General features: G+C 68.0%; 20 protein-coding genes and 2 tRNA genes. 12 read left to right on the forward strand and 10 right to left on the reverse strand.

Annotated features, from left to right (window positions below):
- Window positions 1–89 precede the first annotated feature (89 nt).
- Together greA and AB5S17_RS05060 are read left to right on the forward strand one after the other, a co-directional pair.
- Entirely contained in the window at window positions 90–563 is a 474-nt protein-coding gene (gene greA, locus AB5S17_RS05055; RefSeq protein ID WP_369236810.1) for a transcription elongation factor GreA, read from the forward strand.
- A gap of 52 nt (window positions 564–615) precedes the next feature.
- Window positions 616–1665, forward strand: coding sequence for a glycosyltransferase family 4 protein (locus AB5S17_RS05060; RefSeq protein WP_369236812.1), 1050 nt, complete (start codon window positions 616–618; stop codon window positions 1663–1665).
- Here the strand turns inward: AB5S17_RS05060 and AB5S17_RS05065 are convergent.
- A complete protein-coding gene (locus tag AB5S17_RS05065; RefSeq protein WP_369236814.1) occupies window positions 1638–2498 on the reverse strand; it encodes a glycosyltransferase family 25 protein in 861 nt (286 codons plus the stop codon). The two genes, AB5S17_RS05060 and AB5S17_RS05065, sit on opposite strands and share 28 nt — an antisense overlap.
- Before the next feature lie 16 nt (window positions 2499–2514).
- The gene (locus tag AB5S17_RS05070) at window positions 2515–3900 is read right to left on the reverse strand and encodes a TrkH family potassium uptake protein (RefSeq protein WP_369236816.1); all 1386 of its coding nucleotides are present in this window, start codon (window positions 3898–3900) and stop codon (window positions 2515–2517) included.
- A 271-nt stretch (window positions 3901–4171) separates the two neighbouring features.
- Between AB5S17_RS05070 and trxB the strand changes: the two genes are divergently transcribed.
- From trxB to AB5S17_RS05085, 3 genes are all read left to right on the forward strand, one after another.
- A complete protein-coding gene (trxB, locus tag AB5S17_RS05075; protein ID WP_369236818.1) occupies window positions 4172–5143 on the forward strand; it encodes a thioredoxin-disulfide reductase in 972 nt (323 codons plus the stop codon).
- 62 nt (window positions 5144–5205) lie between these two features.
- Window positions 5206–6102: a LysR family transcriptional regulator gene (locus AB5S17_RS05080; protein WP_369236820.1), complete on the forward strand. Its 897-nt coding sequence runs from the start codon at window positions 5206–5208 to the stop codon at window positions 6100–6102.
- A gap of 99 nt (window positions 6103–6201) precedes the next feature.
- Window positions 6202–6984, forward strand: coding sequence for a metallophosphoesterase (locus AB5S17_RS05085; protein WP_369236822.1), 783 nt, complete (start codon window positions 6202–6204; stop codon window positions 6982–6984).
- Window positions 6985–7058: 74 nt separating this feature from the next.
- Here the strand turns inward: AB5S17_RS05085 and AB5S17_RS05090 are convergent, their stop codons facing one another.
- Window positions 7059–7544: an SRPBCC family protein gene (locus AB5S17_RS05090; protein ID WP_369236824.1), complete on the reverse strand. Its 486-nt coding sequence runs from the start codon at window positions 7542–7544 to the stop codon at window positions 7059–7061.
- Between the two features lie 469 nt (window positions 7545–8013).
- Between AB5S17_RS05090 and AB5S17_RS05095 the strand changes: the two genes are divergently transcribed.
- The 3 genes from AB5S17_RS05095 to AB5S17_RS05105 all read left to right on the forward strand — a co-directional run bounded on the left by AB5S17_RS05095 (window position 8014) and on the right by AB5S17_RS05105 (window position 10843).
- A complete protein-coding gene (locus tag AB5S17_RS05095; protein WP_369236826.1) occupies window positions 8014–9087 on the forward strand; it encodes a heme-binding protein in 1074 nt (357 codons plus the stop codon).
- 37 nt (window positions 9088–9124) lie between these two features.
- Entirely contained in the window at window positions 9125–9352 is a 228-nt protein-coding gene (locus tag AB5S17_RS05100; protein WP_369236828.1) for a hypothetical protein, read from the forward strand.
- Between the two features lie 210 nt (window positions 9353–9562).
- Complete coding sequence (locus tag AB5S17_RS05105; protein WP_369236830.1) at window positions 9563–10843, forward strand: cytochrome P450; 1281 nt, start codon at window positions 9563–9565, stop codon at window positions 10841–10843.
- A gap of 167 nt (window positions 10844–11010) precedes the next feature.
- Here AB5S17_RS05105 and AB5S17_RS05110 read toward each other — a convergent pair.
- Window positions 11011–11085, reverse strand: a tRNA-Asn gene (locus AB5S17_RS05110).
- A 175-nt stretch (window positions 11086–11260) separates the two neighbouring features.
- Here AB5S17_RS05110 and AB5S17_RS05115 point away from each other — a divergent pair.
- Window positions 11261–11581, forward strand: coding sequence for a hypothetical protein (locus tag AB5S17_RS05115; RefSeq protein ID WP_369236832.1), 321 nt, complete (start codon window positions 11261–11263; stop codon window positions 11579–11581).
- Window positions 11582–11622: 41 nt separating this feature from the next.
- Here AB5S17_RS05115 and ade read toward each other — a convergent pair whose 3' ends face one another.
- Both ade and AB5S17_RS05125 read right to left on the reverse strand, forming a co-directional pair.
- Window positions 11623–13419 carry an adenine deaminase gene (gene ade, locus AB5S17_RS05120; RefSeq protein ID WP_369236833.1) on the reverse strand — a complete coding sequence of 599 codons (1797 nt, stop codon included), beginning with the start codon at window positions 13417–13419 and terminating at the stop codon, window positions 11623–11625.
- A gap of 138 nt (window positions 13420–13557) precedes the next feature.
- Window positions 13558–13640, reverse strand: a tRNA-Leu gene (locus AB5S17_RS05125).
- Window positions 13641–13944: 304 nt separating this feature from the next.
- On the opposite strand from AB5S17_RS05125, the gene AB5S17_RS05130 reads away from it, so the two are divergent.
- Window positions 13945–14157, forward strand: a complete 213-nt coding sequence (locus AB5S17_RS05130) for a hypothetical protein (RefSeq protein ID WP_369236835.1) — start codon at window positions 13945–13947, stop codon at window positions 14155–14157.
- Window positions 14158–14433: 276 nt separating this feature from the next.
- A complete protein-coding gene (locus tag AB5S17_RS05135) occupies window positions 14434–15300 on the forward strand; it encodes a BA14K family protein (protein ID WP_369236837.1) in 867 nt (288 codons plus the stop codon).
- Window positions 15301–15356: 56 nt separating this feature from the next.
- On the opposite strand, the gene AB5S17_RS05140 is transcribed toward AB5S17_RS05135, so the two are convergent.
- The 3 genes from AB5S17_RS05140 to AB5S17_RS05150 form a co-directional block, all read right to left on the reverse strand.
- Entirely contained in the window at window positions 15357–15998 is a 642-nt protein-coding gene (locus tag AB5S17_RS05140) for an MBL fold metallo-hydrolase (RefSeq protein ID WP_369236839.1), read from the reverse strand.
- Window positions 15999–16093: 95 nt separating this feature from the next.
- Window positions 16094–17416 (reverse strand): hypothetical protein, encoded by a 1323-nt coding sequence (locus tag AB5S17_RS05145; protein WP_369236841.1) that lies wholly within the window; start codon window positions 17414–17416, stop codon window positions 16094–16096.
- Window positions 17417–17480: 64 nt separating this feature from the next.
- Window positions 17481–18149 carry a spermidine synthase gene (locus tag AB5S17_RS05150; RefSeq protein WP_369236843.1) on the reverse strand — a complete coding sequence of 223 codons (669 nt, stop codon included), beginning with the start codon at window positions 18147–18149 and terminating at the stop codon, window positions 17481–17483.
- A 315-nt stretch (window positions 18150–18464) separates the two neighbouring features.
- On the opposite strand from AB5S17_RS05150, the gene AB5S17_RS05155 reads away from it, so the two are divergent.
- Window positions 18465–19388: a DMT family transporter gene (locus AB5S17_RS05155; RefSeq protein WP_369236845.1), complete on the forward strand. Its 924-nt coding sequence runs from the start codon at window positions 18465–18467 to the stop codon at window positions 19386–19388.
- Window positions 19389–19454: 66 nt separating this feature from the next.
- On the opposite strand, the gene AB5S17_RS05160 is transcribed toward AB5S17_RS05155, so the two are convergent.
- Complete coding sequence (locus tag AB5S17_RS05160) at window positions 19455–20345, reverse strand: branched-chain amino acid aminotransferase (RefSeq protein WP_369236847.1); 891 nt, start codon at window positions 20343–20345, stop codon at window positions 19455–19457.
- Between the last annotated feature and the right edge of the window lie 180 nt (window positions 20346–20525).

Here is a 20525-nt window from a genome sequence, read left to right on the forward strand (position 1 = left end):
TGGCGCACTATTGCGTTGCGGCGTCGTGAGCCGTGCGTTTGAACGGGAAGGATGATCCGGCGCCTGCCGGGTCTGGAAAGGTGGAGGCCATGGAAAAGGTCCCGATGACGAGCCGCGGGTTCGAAGCACTGCGTGAGGAGCTTCGCCGGCGCCAGCAGGAAGAGCGCCCGCGGATCATTGCGGCGATCTCCGAGGCGCGCGCCCATGGCGACTTGTCGGAGAACGCCGAGTACCACGCCGCCAAGGAATCGCAGAGCCTGAACGAGGGCCGCATCTCCGAACTCGAGGACCTGACGGCCCGTGCCGAGGTCATCGACGTCACCAAGCTGTCCGGCGACAAGGTGAAGTTCGGCGCGACAGTCAAACTCGTCGACGAGGATACCGAGGAGGAGAAGGTCTACCAGATCGTCGGCGACCAGGAAGCCGACGTGAAGATGGGCCGCATCTCGATCTCCTCGCCGATCGCCCGCGCGCTGATCGGCAAGGCCGAGGGCGACACGGTGGAAGTCGCGGCGCCCGGCGGCTCGCGCTCCTACGAGGTGCTCGAGGTCCGCTGGGCCTGACCGCACCGCCGGCGGTCTGCCGGACGCGATCCGACGAGCCCCGGAAGGCGCCATGGATATCCGCGACGTCGAGGTGATCGCGCCGAACTTCAAGCGCCGGCTCTCCGGCGTCACCTCGACGATCGTCCAGCTCCTGCCCCTGCAGGCGAAGACGATCGGGATTGCCACCATCGGGCCCGACGTCCTGCCGCGCGCGGTCCCGCGCCTGCCTTACAGCGCGCTGTCGGGGCTCTGGCGCCGGCCGAGGACGCGCCCGTTCCGCATCTGGCACGCGCGGCGCAACATCGAGATGCTCGCCGGCCTCGTCCTGCGCGACGTCCTGCGCATGCCGCTGCGCCTCGTCTTCACCTCGGCGGCGCAGCGCCGCCACACCGGCTGGACCCGGTTCCTCATCCGCCGCATGGACGCGGTCGTTGCGACGAGCACGCGCAGCGCGGCCTATCTGACCGTGCCGCACCGTGTCGTCATGCACGGGATCGACCTCTCGGCCTTCTCGCCGGACGGCCCACCTCCGGAAGGTGACATCGCCGAACGCCTCGCCGGACGAAAGGTCGTCGGCTGCTCCGGCCGCATCCGCCACCAGAAGGGCACCGACCTCTTCGTCGACGCGATGATCACGCTCCTGCCCCGCTTTCCCGAATGGACGGCGGTCGTCACCGGCCGCACGACGTCGGAGCATCGCGACTTCGAGGCGGAACTGCTGGAGCGGATCGCCGCCGCGGGACTGTCCGACCGCATCCTCTTCACCGGCGAGGTCGACGACATCGCCGCATGGTTCCGGCGCTTCGATCTCTATGTCGCGCCGCCGCGCAACGAGGGGTTCGGCCTGACGCCGCTGGAGGCGATGGCCTCCGGCGTGCCGGTTGTCGCATCCGACGCCGGCGCGTTCCGCGACCTGATCGTCGAGGGAGGCACGGGCCGGGTGGTGCCGGCGGGGGACGCCCCGGCCCTCTCCGCCGCCATCGAACCCTTTCTCGCCGACGACGCACTGCGCCTGCGCGCCGGGCGGGACGCGCTCGACCATGTCCGCCGGCATTTCCCGCTGGAGCGCGAGGCGGCGGAACTGCGCGCCGTCTATGAGGCGCTCTGGGAAGACGGCTGAGCCGGCTCCGAAGCAGCCCCCTCGCCTGCCGGCATGGCGACCGGCAGCACCCGGCGAAATTCCTCCAGGTCGATCCGCGGCGCGCGGAAGTCAGCGTCCAGCAGCCGGCGCACATGCTGCGGAACGAGACCGAGCGAAGTCGCCAGCCGACGGCGGTGGAAGGGCCAGTTTTCCGCCTCGTATCCGAGCCGTCTGCGCGGCTGGTGGATGGAGGTCGCGGTGGTGATGCCGGCGTCGATGCCGCGCTCGGCGAGAAGGTGCACCTGCATGACGAGCGCCGGCTCCACCTGGCCGATCCGCAACCGCGCCACGGCATAGATGAAGGCGTCGGACGGCGCCGCACGGGTGTTCGCCAGCGCCAGCAGTTTTCGCGCGCCGGCGGGGCTGACATGATAGCCCGCGGTGCCGGATTTCTCCCGGAAGATCTGCGTCACCGAGAGCAGCGGACTCTCGAAGGCGGCCCTCCGCGCCATGAACTTGCGCCGGCCGTAGCTCTCGAAGTTCAGGAGGTCGAAGCCGTCGGGTAGCCTCTGGACCGCCTCCGCGAAGCGCGGCGACAGGACGGCGTCGTCCTCTAGGATCACCAGACCGCCGTCTGTCGCGGCCGCCCGCTCCCACAGGGCGCGGTGCGACAGGAACAGAGCGAATTCGTTCGGGGTGATCGGCCGCTCCCAGGTCCGGGAGAGCCGGGAAAATTCGTCCGGATCGAGGCTCGCCGCGTCGCGGGCGGAAAAGCGCGTCAGCGCGATCCCGTGCGCACGGGCCTGAGCCTTCATGAAGGCGCGGCGATCCTCGGTGCGATCGAGGTTGATGTAGCAGATGTCGACGGGCATGGCGTCCATCCTCCCCTCAATCGACCCAGACCGACGGGAAGAACAGGATCAGCACGGTCACCAGTTCGAGCCGGCCGAGCAGCATTGTCACCGACAGCGTCCAGAGCGCGGGATCGGGCAGCGTCGCGAAGTTGCCGGCCGGGCCGATGATCTGGCCGAAGCCGGGGCCGACATTGGAGATCGCGGTCAGCGTGCCGGAGAAGGCGGTGATGAGGTCGAGCCCGAACATCGTCAGCAGCACGGTCGCGATGAGCAGCGTCCCGAAGAACAGGAAGAAGAAGATCGTCACCGTCTGCACCGTCTGCGGCGAGATGTCCTCGTTGCCGTATTTCAGTCGGATCACCGCATGCGGGCGCACCAGCTTGCGGAAGCTCGCCCTGACGACGAGGAACAGGATCACCAGCCGGTTGGCCTTGATCCCGCCGGCCGTGGAGCCGGCGCAGCCGCCGATGAAGGAGGCGAGGAAGAAGATGCCGACCGCAGCGTTCGACCAGAGCGTATAGTCCTCCGAGGCATAGCCCGTCGTGGTGATCACCGAGACGAGGTTGAAGGTCGAGGAGATCAGCGCCTCGCCGAAGGGCGTGTCGTTGACGATGCGCCGCGTCACGGCGATGGCGAAGGACAGGACGATGCAGATCAGCAGGAAGACGACGACCTGCGGGTCGCGCCAGAACTGGAACTGTCGCGGCAGGAAGGCGCGGATGTAGACGACGAAGGGCAGCGCCGCGAGCGCCATGAAGATCGTCGAGGCGATCAGGAGGCCGTTGGAATCGAAATAGCCCATCGAGGCGTCGTGGGTGGAATAGCCGCCGGTCGCCAGCGTCGTCATCGCATGGTTGACCGCGTCGAAGAACGACATGCCGAGCGCCTGATAGGAGACGGCGCAGGCGATGGTCAGCACGACATAGGCGGTGATCAGGCCGCCGACGAGCTGGTTGACGCGCGGCAGCACCTTGTCCGATTTGTCGGAGCTTTCCATGTGGAACAGCGCCAGCCCGCCCGCCTGCAGCGAAGGCAGGATCAGGAGCACCATGCCGATGATCCCGATGCCGCCGAGCCACTGCAGCAGCGAGCGCCACATCAGGATGCCGCGCGGCAGCGCGTCGAGGCCGGAGATCACGGTCGATCCGGTGGTCGTCAGCCCCGACATCGCCTCGAAGAAGGCGCCGGCATAGGTGACGTTGACCGAGGAAAAATAGATCGGCAGCGCGCCGACCGCCGTCGCGAAGACCCAGACGCTGGTGACGATGAGAAAGCCCAGCCGCTGCGAGAACTTCGGGCGCTCTCCCCGCGTCGCGACCGCGACCAGCGTGCTGATCATCCCGACGAGGAAGGCAGTTCCGACGAAGACGCGCCAGTCGGCGTTGCCGTCGCCGAGGTCGATCAGCGCCGGGATCATCATCGCCGCCGCGAGAGCCAGGCCGAAATTGGCGGTGACGTGAGCGATCGTCCTGAGAATCGGGCGGCTCCCGGGAGCTGGAGGTGGCGGCTGCGCGCGGGAGCGCCCGCGCGGCGGTTCTTATCGCCTCCGCCCCGGCGCGGCAATCGCCCGAAATCCGGGGAATTTACCCGGAAACCGGGGCTTGCGGCCGTGTTGCAGCACGGCACAGCGTCGTCTATTGAACGGGGAACGCCCGATTGCCATCTGCCAGACTCGAGCGAGCGAGGCCCAAATGACCATCCGTCATGCCGACGTCCTGATCCTCGGATCGGGACCTGCAGGATATACCGCCGCGATCTATGCCGCGCGCGCCATGATGAAGCCGCTGATCGTCGCCGGCCTGCAGGAAGGCGGCCAGCTGACGATCACGACCGACGTCGAGAACTATCCGGGCTTCGCGGATCCGATCCAGGGTCCCTGGCTGATGGAGCAGATGAAGGCGCAGGCGCTGCACGTCGGCGCCGAGATGGCGAACGACATCGTCGTCGAGGCCGACCTCTCCGTGCGCCCGTTCCGCCTCACCGGCGATTCCGGCACCGTCTACACCTGCGACGCGCTGATCATCGCGACCGGCGCCCAGGCGAAGTGGCTCGGCCTCGACAGCGAGGCCGCCTTCCAGGGTTTCGGCGTCTCGGCCTGCGCGACCTGCGACGGCTTCTTCTACCGTGGCAAGGACGTCGTGGTGGTCGGCGGCGGCAACACCGCCGTCGAGGAAGCGCTGTACCTGTCGAACATCGCGAGGTCGGTGACGCTCGTGCATCGCCGCGACGAGCTGCGCGCCGAGCGCATCCTGCAGAACCGCCTGTTCGCCGCCGAGAACGTCGAGGTGGTCTGGGACACGGCGATCGAGGAGATCACCGGTCTCGACAAGCCGATGAAGTCGGTCACCGGCGTCCGGCTGAAGAACATGAAGACCGGCGACATCTCCGAGCGCAAGGTTGACGGCGTCTTCGTCGCCATCGGCCATGCGCCGGCCGTGGAGCTCTTCACCGGCAAGCTGAAGCAGAAGCCGTCCGGCTATCTCTGGGTCGAGCCCGGTACGACGCGCACCTCCGTCCCCGGCGTCTTCGCGGCCGGCGACGTCGCCGACGACGTCTATCGCCAGGCGGTCACCGCCGCGGGCATGGGCTGCATGGCGGCGCTGGAAGCCGAGAAGTGGCTGGCGGCCGAAGCGCTCGACGACAAGCGGGAAGCGGCCGAATAGGCTGAGGGACAGGGCCGGCGAGCGAGGGGTCGTGCGCCGGCGAGACGGGGGAACCGCAAGGGATGGCGCTCGACTGGGACAAGCTGCGGATCTTCCATGCCGCCGCCGAGGCCGGGTCCTTCACCCATGCCGCCGACGCGCTGAATCTCAGCCAGTCGGCGATCAGCCGTCAGGTGGCCGCGCTGGAGCAGGAGATCGGCGTCCCGCTGTTCCATCGCCATGCGCGCGGCCTCGTCCTCTCCGAGCAGGGCGAGCTCCTGTTCCAGACCGCGAACGACGTCCTGAAGCGGCTGGAGACGGTCCGCATCCAGCTGACCGAGACCAAGGAGAAGCCGACCGGCAAGCTGAGGGTCACGACCACGGTCGGCCTCGGCTCCGGCTGGCTGACCGAGCGCGCCAAGGAATTCCTGGAGCTCTATCCCGACATCGAGCTGCAGCTGGTCTTCGACAACGAAGAGATCGACCTCACCATGCGCAAGGCGGATGCGGCGATCTTCCTGCGCCAGCCGCAGCAGCCGGACCTGATCCAGCGCCGCCTGTTCACGGTGCATCTACATGTCTACGCCGCGCCGAGCTATCTCGCGCGCTTCGGCACGCCCGAGACGATCGAGGAACTCGGCAAGCACCGGATCATCACCTTCGGCGAGCCGGCCCCGAACTATCTGCGCAACCTCAACATTCTGGAGACGATCGGCCTGCCCGAGGGCAAGTCGCGCAGTCCCGTCCTGCAGATCAACAACCTGATGTCGATCCGCTCGGCGATCGAAAGCGGCATCGGGCTGGCGCTCCTGCCGGACTACATGATCGACAAGCGGCTGAAGCTGGTCCAGGTGCTGCCCGAGCTCGAACTGCCGAGCTTCGACACCTATTTCTGCTATCCCGAACAGATGCGCAGCGCCGCGAAGCTGAAGGTGTTCCGCGACTTCCTGATCTCCAAGGCCCGCACCTGGGCCTATTGAGCCAGCCGGCCGTCTGGAACTTGCGGCGGGAACGCCCGTCGCCGTAGCGCGGGCGCCGCGCTCCGGCCGGGCTGCAACACCGGACAGCGGAGACTTTCGATGCTGGATGACGGACTGCGACGGGTGCTCGCCATCGGCGATGTCCATGGCGAGGCGGATCTGTTGGAAAGCATGCTCGCCGGCTTCGAGGCGCTGGACGATCCCGGCGAGATGCGCGTACCGGTCATCTTTCTCGGCGACATCGTCGACCGGGGCGGACAGAGCCGTCAGGCGCTGGATCTCGTCGCGCGGACGATGGCGGAGCGTCCGGGCTCGGGCCTCCTCCTCGGCAATCACGACGAGTGGTTCCTGCGCTTCCTTCGAGATGAGCTGACGCCGGAGGAGCTGCAGAACTGGCTCGAGCAGGGCGGTGCGGAGACGCTTGTCTCCTATGGCTGCCGGCAGTTCACCAGGGCCGGCGACATGCGCGACCACGTCAATGCCGGCTGGCCGAACCATCGCCGGCTGCTGGAGGCGGCGCCGACGATCCTCCTCGCCGAGCGGTTCGCCTTCGTCCATGCCGGGGTCGACCCGCGGCGCCCGATCGACGCACAGCTTCCGCAGGACTGCATCTGGATCCGCGCGCCCTTCATGAACCATGTCGGCCGCCTCAGCCACACGATCGTTCACGGGCACACGCCGCAGAAGAAGGGCCGCCCCGTCGTCACCGAGAACCGCATCTCGATGGACACCGGTGCCGTCTTCACCGGCAAGCTGTCGGCGGTGCTGATCGACCTTCAGACCGGCGATCTCGCTTTTCATCAGGTGACGCCGGGGAGCGGGCTGACGGCGATCGGCCCGGTGGAGCTCGACCGCGGTCTCGGCACGGTGCTGCAGCCATAGGCGCAGAACATTTCAGCCGCGGCACGAGTGCCGCGGCTGCAGGGGCTGCTTTTCGCTTTCATGTGAAAGACGGATTACTTGCCGCTCGCCTTCGCCGCGATCGACTGCAGGCCGGACTCGTAGATGCCCCGGATCACCTTCTTGGCGTCGTCGTCGCTCGCGCCCTTGGCGTCGAAGGTCCCGGTCCAGGAGATGTCCGAGCCGTCGCCGGCCGGCGTCACCGAGATCGTCGACTGATAGTTTTCGACCGGCAGCGGCCCCTCGACGATCTTGTAGGTGTAGGTCATCTTGGCGTCGTCGCGCGAGACCTGCTCCTCGACCAGCGTGCCTCCGCCGCCGGCGAGCGTCAGCGTGCGGCGCTTGGCACCGTTCGCGTCGCTCTCGACGCATTTCTCGACCGCCGGGTGCCATTTGCTGATGTCGCAGAAGCTGCCGATCGTCTGCCACACGGCCGCCGGCTTGGCGTCGGTCTTGACGCTGGATGCGACGTCGAGCGCGAAGGCGGGTGATGCTGCCATGACCAATCCGGCCGCGATGGCGACCGCTCCCAATCTGTTCATTCTCGTCCTCCCGAAGGCCGCGGACCTGTGCAGGGCGCGGCCGGCCGGTGCCCGGGCGTCAAGCTAGCGGAGTTTTACGCAAGCGCAATCGCGCATGGGTCGGATGGACGAGCTGCCGCCAGGCCCTAGCCTCCCAGACGACGATCGCTCGCCAATTGGAGATGGAGCGAAAAAACGGGCGGCACATGGCCGCCCGAAGTTTGGCTGGAGTATCAGGTCATAAGAAACCCGATAAGCCATCAACGCCCATACGCGGCGTTCGTTGCATGGTATGCGCAATAATTCGCAGGGCGAAATGTGGCGATCCGGCCACGCCCGCCGCCGACCATGGAAATGCGTCCTCCGACATTCATCGCGAACGCAACCATTAAAGCGGGATGGCGTTATCGCAGCGACCATGGCCGCGCCGATCGAGGGGACGAATCCGGCTCGCCCCGGCGGCCGCGCCGAAATGTCCAGGAGTTGAGCAATGTTTCGGGAAAAGCCGACCGCCTACGACCGCGTCCACGACGCCATCGCCTCGCTGGGCGAGCGCATAGGAGAGCTGGAGGAGCAGGTGGTCGAGCGGTTCGACCCGACCCCGTCGCGCTCCGAGCGCGTGCGCCGGGCGGTCGGCCGCTACATTCCCGGCTATCACGAGGAACCGACCGGCCTCTCCCGCTACGTTCCCGACATCGGCTCGTATTGGCCGAAATCGGCCGATGCCGAGGCGCGCCGCCAGGTCAGGGCCTTGCGCGCGTCGGCCGGCGATCTGCGCGACCGGGCGAGCGAACTCGGCCGATCCGCCGGACGCTCGGCCGAAGAGGCGGGCGGCTACCTCGGCGGCTATCTCGAGGGCGTTCGCGACCACCTGCCGGAATTGCGGCTGCCGCGCCGCAAGAGCTTCAAGGGCGGCATGAAGACCCAGCGCGGCATCGACCGCCTGCGCGACAATCCGGAGACCACCGCGCTGCTCGTCATCGGCGGCGTCGTTGTCATCGCCGGCGCGGCCTGGTTCGTGACCAAGAAGCTGCAGGAACATGCCGAGGAGCCGGACTACGACGTCGTGCGCGACGACGGCGACATCCAGATCCGCGACTACGACGCCATGCTCGTCGCCGAGACGATCAAGAGCGGCTATCACGAAAAGGCCCGCCGCGTTGGTTTCGAGACGCTGGCCGACTACATCTTCGCCAAGAACCGTTCGGGCAAGAAGATCCACATGACCACCCCGGTGCTGCAGCAGCTCGCCGAGGGCGACGGGCGCACCAAGGGCTGGGCGATCCGCTTCGTCATGCCGAAGAAGTTCACCAAGGCGACGCTGCCCGAGCCGGCGAGCCACGACGTCGCGATCAAGGATGTGCCGGCGCGCCGCATGGCCGCGATCCGCTTCAACGGCAACTTCAACGCGACGCTCGCCAGCAAGCACCTGATGTCGCTCTACAACTATCTGGCGGACAGCAATCTGAAGCAGAAGGGCGATCCGGAATACGCCTTCTACAACCCGCCCTGGACGCCCGGCTTCATGAAGCGCAACGAGATCCTGATCGAGATCGAGCGCTGAGCGGAGCCCGAACCGCAACACCAGACAGGAGGGTCCCATGGCCGAAGGAAACAATCCGACTGCCCCGAAGGGTGGCGACAAGCCGGCCGGCACGACCGATCCCGACATCCTGAGCGAGGACCAGATCGCGTCGGACCGCATGGGCGACAATGCCCTGCAGGCGCGCAACCAGACCGAGGCGCACAACGAGCGCAAGACGCAGGCCGAAGCCAAGCGCGAGCCGGACAAGGACACGCTGGACGCGTTCCGCAAGATGGACGACTGACGCCGTCCGCACGGTCGCAGCGAACGAAGGGCTCGGGGCATCCCGGGCCCTTCGGCGTTTCAGGAGCAGGATTGGGCAGGCCGTCGAAGCCGGCGCCCGGCCACCGGATCGGCCGCTTGCCGACCAATTAGGGAGCCGCTCGTCCCGGCTGCCCTTCGCGGCGTCGTCACCGCTCTTGTGCGGCGGAACATCATCGGCCATGGCTCGGCGATGTCCACCTCGTCCTCCGCCCCGCTTCCCGCCAGCTTCTCCCTCGCCGAGGGCGTCGTGACCCTCGACCCCGGCGACCCCGCCTTCTTCCAGGACCCCTACCCCGCCTATCGCGCCATCCATGCGATGGGCGGCGTGGCGCGCTGGCCGGCGGCGGACACCCTCGCCATCGCCGATCATGGCCTCGTCTCGCAGTTGCTGCGCGACCGCCGCTTCGGCCGCATCCTGCCCGCGGACAGCGAGGGGCGGCCGGACTATGGTTCGAAGCCGGAGCATCTGCAGGACTTCTACCGGATCGAGGCGAACTCGCTGCTCGACCTCGAGCCGCCGACCCACACCCGCCTCAGGAGCCTCGTCACCCGGGCCTTCGTCTCGCGCCAGATCGAGAAGCTGGCGCCGGACATCGCCGACCTGTCGCACCGGCTGATCGACGGCTTCGCCGCGTCCGGTTCGGTCGACCTCGTGTCGCAGTTCGCAACGCCCCTGCCCGTGCAGGTCATCGCCAGGCTCATCGGCGTTCCCGCCGAGGATGCTGGCGCGCTGCTCGACTGGTCGCACCGCATGGTGGCGATGTACCGCCTCAGGCCCAGCCCGAGCGAGCAGGACGGCGCCAACGCCGCGGCGCGCGACTTCCGCCTCTATCTGCAGCACGTTCTCGCCGCCAAGCGCCGCCGCCCCGCGGAGGACCTCGCCTCGGCGCTGATCGCGGCCGAGAGCCGCGACGGCCGCCTCAGCGAAGCCGAAATGGTCTCGACGCTGGTGCTGCTCCTCAATGCCGGCCACGAGGCGACCGTCCACCAGATCGGCAATGCGGTGAAGGCGATCCTGGAGTCGGGCCTCGATCCCGCGGAACTCCTGGCGAGCGACGTCGGCGCCGGGGCGACGATCGAGGAGGCGCTGCGCTTCGACACGCCGCTGCACCTTTTCGAGCGCATCGCGCTGGAGGACGTCGCGCTGCCCGGCGGATGGCAGCTGACGCGCGGCGACAAGGTCGCGCTGCTCCTCGGCGCGGCCAATCACGACCCGGCGGTGTTCGACGCGCCCGAACGATTCGACCCCGCCCGGCCCTCGAAGCCGCATGTCGCCTTCGGCGGCGGCATCCACTTCTGCATCGGCGCGCCGCTGGCGCGGCTGGAGCTGACGGTCGCGCTCGGGGCGCTGTTCACGCGCCTGCCGGACCTTCGCCTCGCCGCCGCGCCCCGCTATCGCGACAGCTGGCACTTCCGCGGGCTGGAGCGGCTGGACCTCCGGTTCACGCCGGCGCCCGGCAAGGCCACTTGAGGCAAGGCTGCGGCCTGCGCCGGCTCCGCCACTGGGCGAAGTCGACCGACCGAATGCCCCAGCGGAGCGGCAGCGGCAAATGTCGCCGTCCGCAAAGAAAAAGCCCCGGAAATCCCCGACGATCGTCAAGGCTTCCAGGGCTTCGATGCTAACGTGTAGCGGTAATCTGGCTCCCCGGGCCGGATTCGAACCAGCGACCTGTCGATTAACAGTCGAATGCTCTACCGCTGAGCTACCGGGGAATGTCGCCGTATCGGCAACGTGGGCGAGCCTATAGCAAAGCCTTGCCCCGCTTGCCAAGCCGTCGGGCCGGAAAAAATGGGCAGCCGCCTGCGCCGCGGCCGGCGCGTTGCCTTGGGACAGGCGGATTCCCATCTGAGGTCCTTACCTCGAAGCCTGGCGCGAAAGGCAGTCTGCATGCGAGACGACCAGTCCGAGCCTCGTCCTGAGGAGAGGCGTGGCGCTACCGGCGAAGCGGCGGCGCCTCCGCGCGGCGGCATCACGCTGTTCGGCCGGCGCCTGCCGCTGCCGGGGAGCCGGATCGGGCGGATCGTCGTCGGCGCCCTGCTGATCCTCGGCGGAATCCTCGGCTTCCTGCCGATCCTCGGCTTCTGGATGATCCCGCTCGGCCTCGTCGTCCTCTCGGTGGACCTCGCGCCGGTCCGCCGCTTCCGCCGCCGGGTAGAAGTCAGATGGGGCCGCCGACGGGGGCGCGGCGCGAACGAACGCTCGGCCTGAGCGCGCCCCCGCCAGCGGCCGAAGCGCCGACGGCGGCCGGCTCAGACGAACAGGTCGACGAGTTCGAACCGCTCCACGTCGACGATGCCCTTGTCGGAGATGCGCAGCGAAGGGATCACCGTGAGAGCCAGCAGCGAATGCTGCATGTAGGCGTTGTTGAGCGTGCAGCCGGCGGCCCGCATCGCGGCGATGAGGCGATCGGCCTTCTCGGCCACGATCTCGGCCCGCTCGTTCGACATCAGCCCGGCGATCGGCATCTCGATCAGCGCCTGCTCCGCGCCCTCTGCGAAGAAGACGACGCCGCCGCCGACCTCGCCGAGCCGGTTTGCCGCGCGCGCCATCTCTTCGGACGAGGTTCCGACGACGATCATGTGGTGGCAGTCATGCGCGACCGTAGAGGCCATGGCGCAGCGGCCGCGATAGCCGAAGCCGGAGACGAAGCCGTTGACGACGTCGCCCGAAGCCCGGTGGCGCTCGACGAGAGCGATGCGGCAGACGTCGCTTTGCGGATCCGGCATGACGACGCCGTCCGTCACCGCGAGCTCCGCCGTCAGCGCCCTGGTGGGGGCCTGGTTCTCGACGACGCCGATGACGCGCACCTTGACGCTGCCGGCGTCCGGGCGCGGCGCCGCGACGTCGAAATCCCCGGCCGACAGGCGGCGCCCGAGCTTCACCGTATCCGTCGCGGTGGCGGGATAGGCATGCGCCGGCATGTCCGCCTCGAGCCGGCCATCGCTCGCCAGCCGCACGCCGCGGGCATAGACCTCGTCGATGGCGAGATCGGCAAGATCGGACACGATCAGGAAGTCCGCCCGCCGTCCCGGCGTCACCGAGCCGATCTCGCGCTCCAGCTTGAAGTGCTCGGCGGTGTTGATCGTCGCCATCTGGATCGCCGTCATCGGCTTCAGGCCGCGCGAGATGGCGTGGCGCACGACGCGGTTCATGTGGCCCTCGCGCACCAGCGTGCCGGAGTGGCAATCGTCGGTGCACAGGATGAAGTGCCGCGAATCGAGGCCCATCTCGGTGATCGCCCGGACCTGGCTCGCGACGTCGTACCAGGCCGAGCCGAGGCGCAGCATCGCCTTCATGCCCTGGCGCACGCGGGCGGCGGCATCCTCCATGCGCGTGCCCTCGTGGTCGTCCTCGGGGCCGCCGGCGACATAGCCGTGGAAGGCGCGGCCGAGATCCGGCGAGGCGAAGTGGCCGCCGACGGTGCGCCCTGCGGCCCGCGTCGCGGCGATCTCGCCGACCATGGTGGGGTCGTTCCCGGCGACGCCGGGAAAGTTCATCACCTCGCCGAGCCCGATGATTCCCGGCCAGGTCATCGCCTCGGCGACCTCCGCCGGTCCGAGAACCGCGCCGCCCTCCTCAAGGCCCGGCGCGGAGGGCACGCAGGACGGCATCTGCACCCAGACGTTCACCGGCTGCGCCAGCGCCTCGTCATGCATCAGCCGTACGCCCTCAAGTCCGAGCACGTTTGCGATCTCGTGCGGGTCGATGAACATCGACGTCGTGCCGTGCGGGATGACGGCCCGGCAGAACTCGGTGACGGTCACCATGCCGCTCTCGACATGCATGTGCGCGTCGCAGAGGCCCGGCATGACGAAGCGGCCGGCGGCGTCCACGACCCTCGTCTGCGGCCCGACCGCGGGACCGGCATCCGGCCCGCAATAGGCGAAGCGCCCGGCGGCGACCGCGATGTCGGTCGCCGGGATGATTTCGCCGGAATGAACGTTCACCCAGCGGGCGTTCCGGACCACCAGGTCCGCCGGACGGCGTCCCATCGCGACGTCGACCAGTTGCGCTGCGACCGCCTCGAACGGCTGAACCTGATTCATGCGTCCCCCAAATCCTTCGCTCGGCACCGGCAAGTTGAGCCACGGCCCGGCCGAACACACAAGCGGGCGGAGGCGGCGGCCCGCTGGTCAGCGGCCACGGCATCCCGCGCCGCCGGATCGGTCGCGTCCTGCCGAGCCTGGTACGGGCGGCGGGACTCGAACCCGCACGGCAAAGCCCAGGGATTTTAAGTCCCTTGCGTCTACCATTCCGCCACGCCCGCACGTCCGGGCTTCGCAGCTGCCTGAACGACCGCCCCGGAGGACAGGCGCCTTCAGTCGGCCGATCCGCCTGCAGGGGTCGGATAGCACGGGCGCGCCGGCCCCGGAAGCCGACGTCCGTGGCACCGCCGCAGCGCCCGCTCTTTCCGCGCGACGCCGCCGCGCCGCCGCAAGGGCAACCGTCAACAATTGTTGATTCACGGTCACAGCCACGCAGAAATCCCTTCGGAACTCGCCAAAAATGCGTTAATACTTGGGCCATGCCTCTGGTGCGCCATAATCGGCGCTGCGGCAGGAGGGCAGCCGATGGTGCGAAAGTCGGAAGATCGAAATGCGATCCCGCAGATCGTCGATGCGCCGTGCATCGACGCAACGGACCTCTTCGAGGACAAGGCGCTGGTGTGGCGTCTTCGCGCCCAGAACTCCGCGTTCGAGACGCTGCGCAAGGCGCTGGACCACGAATCGAAGCGGATGATCCAGCCCGCCGGCAATCTCGATCGGCGCACGCCGCACGGCTGAGACCGATCGGAGCGTCGGCCACTCTTCTTGTCCCCGGGATGATCGGCAGCGTCTGCAGAGGTGAGCGCTCGGCCCTGTGAGCGCAACTGGCGCAGGTCGGTTGCGGGCAGCCGCCGATGCCGCCTCCCCGGAGCCCCCCAGGCAACCGAGAAGCGTTCAAAGCCCGGCCCCGAAGGGTCCAGTCGGGGCCCGTGTCAAAACGGCACGAAAATCTTTGGCATGGATCCTGCACGCCGTCTCCCAAAACCCTAAGATTTGGTTAAGGGAGATGCACCAATGTTTCAGAACGGAAAATCCCTCATCCTCGCCGCCGCGGCCGGGCTTGCGGTTTCCGGGCTCGCAGCCATGGCAGCCGGGGGTCCGGCGAAGGCCGAAGACCTGCTGAAGAACGGCGGCAGCATCACGAGCGCGCCGACCGTCGGCCCGATCCGGGGCGACGAAAGCTTCCTGCGCGACGGCGGCAGCGTAAGGGTCGATCCGCGGATCGGCATCGCCAACGGGAAGCCGCACCAATTCCTCGCGGGCGGCGGGGGCATCCGGCAGGAACCCGACATCGTTCTCCCGCGGAGCGGCGACCGGCTCGACAGCGGCAAGGATGTGGGGACCGAGCCGGACATCTATTCCACCAGCGACCGCGAGGAGTTCCTCGAGGGCGGCGGCTCGATCACCGACATCGACCATGGCGCCGTGGTCTACCGCGTGCATCGCCGCTCGCATGGCTGGCATTTCCTCGACGCCGCCGCCTCGCCGCGGCCAGTGGTGCGCAACTCCTTCACCACGCTCAGCTTCACCGTCGGCGGCGACGGCAGCTACGAGACCAGCGCCTATGAGGGCAGCTTCGCCCCCGCGCCCGGCTCGTTCGCCTCCGGCCCGCGCATCATCGATGTCGCGACCGAGCGCCTGGACCGGCGACCGATCCCCTCCTCCGGCATCGAGGTGATCTCGCGCGGCGGAGCGAAGATCATCCGCATCGCCAGCGGCTACGACCGTGCCAACGCGGCACAGGCCGACAAGGGCTCCAAGCTCGTGCCGTGGTCGCAGGACTGGCGCGACTGGTGCGGCAACGCCTATGCGAGCTTCGATCCGAGCCGCGGCACCTATACGGGTGCCGACGGGTCCGAGCATTTCTGCACCGGACGGTAGTCCGGCGGAGGCGATCATCGGGCGGCCGCAAGGCAGCCGCTCGTCAGAAGCGACGGTCAGACCAGGAAGGGGTTTGTCCGGCGTTCCTCGCCGAGCCGGCCTCCCGGGCCGTGGCCGCAGAGAAAGCCGACGTCGTCGCCGAGCGGCAGCACCTTCTCCTTGATCGAGGCGATCAGCGTCGCGTGATCGCCGCCCGGCAGGTCGGTCCGGCCGATCGAGCCAGCGAACAGCACGTCGCCGGCATGCAGGAAGCGCGCCTGCCGGTGGAAGAAGACGACATGGCCCGGCGCGTGGCCGGGCGTGTGCAGCACCTCGAAGACGTGGCCCGCGAAACCGACTGTCTCGCCCTCCGCGAGATACCGGTCCGGCGTGCAGTTGGTCATGCCGGGCCCGGCGCCGAACATCTTCGCCTGGTCCTCGATTGAGGCGAGCAACACCGCGTCGTCCCGGTGCGGGCCGACGATGTCGACGCCGAGACGCGACTTCAGCTCCATCGCGCCACCGGCATGGTCGAGATGGCCATGGGTCAGCCAGATCGCCTCGATGGTGACGCCGGCTCTGTCGATCGCAGCCATGATCCGGTCGACATCTCCGCCGGGATCCACCACCACCCCGCGCTTCGCCTCGCGGTCATAGAGGATGCAGCAGTTCTGCTCGAACAGGGTGACGGGGACGATCTGGGCGTTGAGAAGGGTCAAGGCAGGCGCTCGCTGGTCCGGGACGGGAAGGTCCTGGACCAGACTTAGGCGCTCGGCCGACGCTTGTCGCCCCCGGCGATAGTGCCGAAAGGCGGTTACGACCCGGCGCTCTGATTGGCGTCGCCCTCGTCGCGCGGCGCTTCTTCCGCGGGCGCCCGCATCGCCTTATGGGCTTTTCCGGGCACCGTGTGCCGCGCTTCGTCGGGCGTACCCGAGACGCGCTTCACCGTGTTCGCCGTGACATGCGGGAAAATCCGCTTTTCGAACTTGCCGCCGCACGGGCTGCAGTCGTCGGGCACGAATATCTCGAGCTGCAGGAAGATGAGCTGGTTGTAGGCGAGATAGTCGAAGTTGCATCCTCCGTCGTTCGACATCAGCCAGTAATCCGCCGTGTAGCCGATGACTTCAGACTTCCGCTTCTCGAACGGGATGTTGGTGACGATGCCGCGACCGCCGAACAGCGGATCATCCGTTCCGGCGAAGATCGGGTCGGTGGTCACCCGCCAGTGATAGTGATGTGTTGGCTTGATGATGTCCAAGGCCTGCTGCAGCGGCCGGTTTGGATTCTTCGTGTAGCCGATGTTCGGATTTTCGAAGTCGGTCTGAGCTCCGAGCGGAGCCGAGAACGGATTGAAGCAGGGCGCGGTGACGATGTCGGCCGGCGCCGGAAAGGGCAAATCGGCATCAGGAATGATCGGCCGTCCAGGAATGATTGAGGGCGGATCGTTGTCGATGAAGCAGGAAGAGCCACTCCCGAACAGGTCGACCTTTCCCAGCGCCAGCACCGAATTGCCGTGCGGGACCGAGATCTGCTTCGCGATCGTGAGGAAAGCCGGCTGCGGCAGGACGCGGCCGTCGGCGATCTCCTGGCTGCCGAGTGCATACGGCCCGTCGAGCTGGCGGACGCTGCCGAGATGCAGCCAGGCACCGTTCTCGACATGGACGACCTTGCCGGCGTCGGGGCCTTCTGCGAACCGCACCTGTTGATCGTAGAAGACCACGTGCGAGCTTTGCGTATAGGTGCCGCCGCGGTTTGGTGCCGAAGCGGCTATTGCCAGCGCCTCAGGATCGTAATGGCGCGGCGGCTCGCTGTCCTTCTGGTTGCTGCCGTTGAAGCGGATCGTCTCGTTGAAGGAAAAGTTCTTCAGAATGAAACCGCCGTAGATGCTGCCCGACGGCATGGTCCGGCCTGTGGGAGCTGGCTTTTGCGGCAGCGGCATCACGTTGTAAGACAGCGGCAGCGTCTTGTCCCCGTCTTGAAAGACGAGTTCGTCGCAATTTTCCCAGGTTCCGATCAGCTGGCACTGGAAGTCGGCAAGGTCTGACGCTTTGATCGCATATGGCATGAATTTCCTCCGGTGTCCGGGTGATGGCACCGCGGGTGCGGCCCAACCGGAAGCTGCATGACGTAACGTCATATGGGGCGCGCTTCATGTCAACTCCGAGAGCCGCAGAATCTTCCCCTGGGGCAGATCGGCGCTGCTATCGCACCGCCAGCCAGATCACATGCCGCGCCCCGCGCTTGCCGCGATGCGCCTTCACCCGCGCCTCCTCGACGGCGAAACCGACCCGGCGCAGGCGCGCGGCGAAGGCGTCGTCGGGTCCCTGCGACCAGACGGCGAGGACGCCGCCGGGCTTCAGCGCGAGCTTTGCCCGGCCGAGACCGGCGAAATCGTAGAGCGCGTCGTTCTCCGCCCGGGTCAGCCCTTCCGGACCGTTGTCGACATCGAGCAGGATCGCGTCGAAGCCGGCCTCCTCGCGGGCGAAGAGGTCTCCGACGTCCGTCTCCACCACCCGCACCCGGCGATCGTCGAGGCAGCCGCCGAACAGCTCTGCCATCGGCCCGCGCGCCCAGGCGGCCACGGCCGGCACCAGTTCCGCGACGACGATCTCGGCGCCCGGCGAGGCGGCCGCAAGCATCGCCCGCAGGGTGAAGCCCATGCCGAGGCCGCCGATCAGGATGCGCGGCGCCCTGCGCCCCGCGACGCGCTCCCAGGACAGTCGCGCCAGTGCCTCCTCCGAGCCGGACAGGCGGCTGTTCATCAGCTCGATCTGGCCGAGCATGATCGAATATTCGCTGCCGCGCCGCATCAGCTTCAGTTCGCCGCCGCGCGGGACCGTCGCGGTGTCGAGATGTTCCCAAGGGATCATGGCTGTCGCTTTCGGCTCGCGGATGAGAGGGCTCGCGGCCCTTCTAGCGACTGACGTCCCGCCTGCCGAGGGGGCGAACCGTACCCGCCGAACCATTCGGCCGCAGCCCCCTTTGCAGAAGGGTCCGGCGGCGACCGGGCGAGCCCGCGAATTCCGTTGCCGGCGCTCGCCAAGGCTCGTAAAGCGGATGTTGCCTGCGCGGGAATGCGCGCGCTCGTTCCCGCATGCATGGACGTCGTTCGAGAGGGTGAAGTGCCGGCCGCGCCGCGCGCTCGTCCCCTTCGGTGCCGCCCTGCGAAGAGTCCAGGTTGCCCGATGGCCGCGCGTCTCGCTCCCGCCCTCCCCCTTCTCGGCCCCGTGGCGCTCGGCGTCGCCATCATGCTCGTCGGCGACTTCATGTTCGCGCTGAACGACGCCATGGGCAAATGGCTGGTGGAAAGCTTCTCGGTCGGCGAGGTGCTGCTCGTTCGCTCCCTCGGCGCCTTTCTCGTCCTCGGCCCCCTCCTCCTGCGCCAGGGCAAGGCGAAGCTCTTCTCGCCCGAGCGCCCGGGCCTGCAGATCCTTCGCGCGGCCTGCGCGACGGCGGACACCGGCCTGTTCTACGCGGCGGTCGCACACATGCCGCTCGCCGACGTCATGACCTTCTACATGGCCGGGCCGATATACGTCGCGGCGATCGGCCATCTCTTCCTCGGCGAAAAGGTCGGCTGGCGGCGCTGGCTCGCGATCCTGCTCGGCTTTGCCGGGGTCGTCGTGGCGCTGCGCCCCTCGGCGGCCTCGCTATCGCTGCCCTCGCTCTACGCGCTCGTCGGCAGCCTCGCCTTCGCCATGACGCTGGTGCTCGCGCGGGTGCTGCGCCGAACGAGCGACGTGACGCTGGTCGGGTGGCAGACGCTGGCAGCGCTTCTCGCCGGCGCCGCCTTCACGGTGACGAGCTGGACGACGCCCGCGCCGCTGGAACTCGGCGCGCTGCTGCTCCTCGGCGTCGTCTCCTGCACCGCGCACATGATGATCACGCGTTCGCTGAAGCTCGCGCCCGCCTCGACGCTGGCGCCGCTGCAATACACGCTGCTCCTGTGGGCGGCGGTGTTCGGCCTCGCCTTCTTCGGCAACTCGCCGACGCCGCAGGTGCTCCTGGGCGCCGGCATCATCGTCGTCGCCGGCCTGTTCATCTTCCACCGGCAGAAGGTGGTGGACGAGGGTGTGCCGCCGAAGACGGTGCCGCGCACGCTGCATTGAGCGCAGACGAAAGCGGCGCCGCCCTCTCGGACGACGCCCGCCTGGATCAGGCCGGAAGCCGGCCGCTCACTCCGCCGCCATCCGCTTCGGCTGGACCTCGGCGGCATAGTCCTCGACGAGGCGCTTGGAGATCTCGCCCGGCGTGAAGCGCCAGTCGGCGATCTCCGAGACCGGCGTCACTTCCGCCGCCGTGCCGGTGAGGAAGCACTCGGAGAAGCCCGAAAGCTCCTCCGGCATGATCGCCCGCTCGACCACCTCGATACCCCGGCGCTTGGCGAGATCGATCACCGTGCGCCGCGTGATCCCGTCGAGGAAGCAGTCCGCCTTCGGCGTGTGGAGCGCTCCGTCCTTGACGAAGAAGACGTTGGCGCCGGTCGCCTCGGCCACCTGGCCGCGCCAGTCCAGCATCAGCGCGTCGGCATAGCCCTTGGCCTCGGCGGCGTGCTTGGAGATGGTGCAGATCATGTAGAGGCCGGCGGCCTTGGACTTCGACGGCGCGGTCTTCGGGTCCGGCCGGCGGTATTCCGCGAGATCCAGCCGGATGCCCTTCATCTTCTGCGCCGGGTCGAAATAGCTCGGCCACTGCCAGATGGCGATCGCGACGTTGATCCGGTTGTTCTGCGCCGAGACGCCCATCATCTCCGAGCCGCGGAACGCGATCGGGCGGACATAGGCGTCGGAGAAACCCTGGCGCTGCAGGAGCTCCTTCGTCGCCGCGTCGATCTCGTCGGCGCTGTAGGGCACCTTGAAGCCGAGGATGCGGCCGGACTCGATCAGCCGGTCGGTGTGCTCGCGCAGCTTGAACACTTCGCCGCCATAGGCCCGCTCGCCCTCGAACACGGCGCTGGCATAATGCAGGCCGTGCGTGAGCACGTGGATCTTGGCGTCCTTCCACGGCACGAAGGCGCCGTTGATCCAGATTTCGCCGTCGAGCTGATCGAATGGAACCGCACTCATGATTGTCCGCAACGCCGTCCGGGCGTTCTCCCTATGATGGTTATATGCCATGGCATGGCAGCCGGCGGTTCCCTGCATCGAAGGCAGCCCGCCGGTCGTCTCCATCGCGTCGAAAGGGGAGGCAGCGCATGGCTGTTTCCAGCTTCCGGACTGCGGTGTAACAATAGAAGCCAATTACGT

The organism is Jiella sp. M17.18 (genome assembly GCF_041027365.1).
Taxonomy (GTDB): Bacteria; Pseudomonadota; Alphaproteobacteria; order Rhizobiales; family Rhizobiaceae; genus VKMB-3413.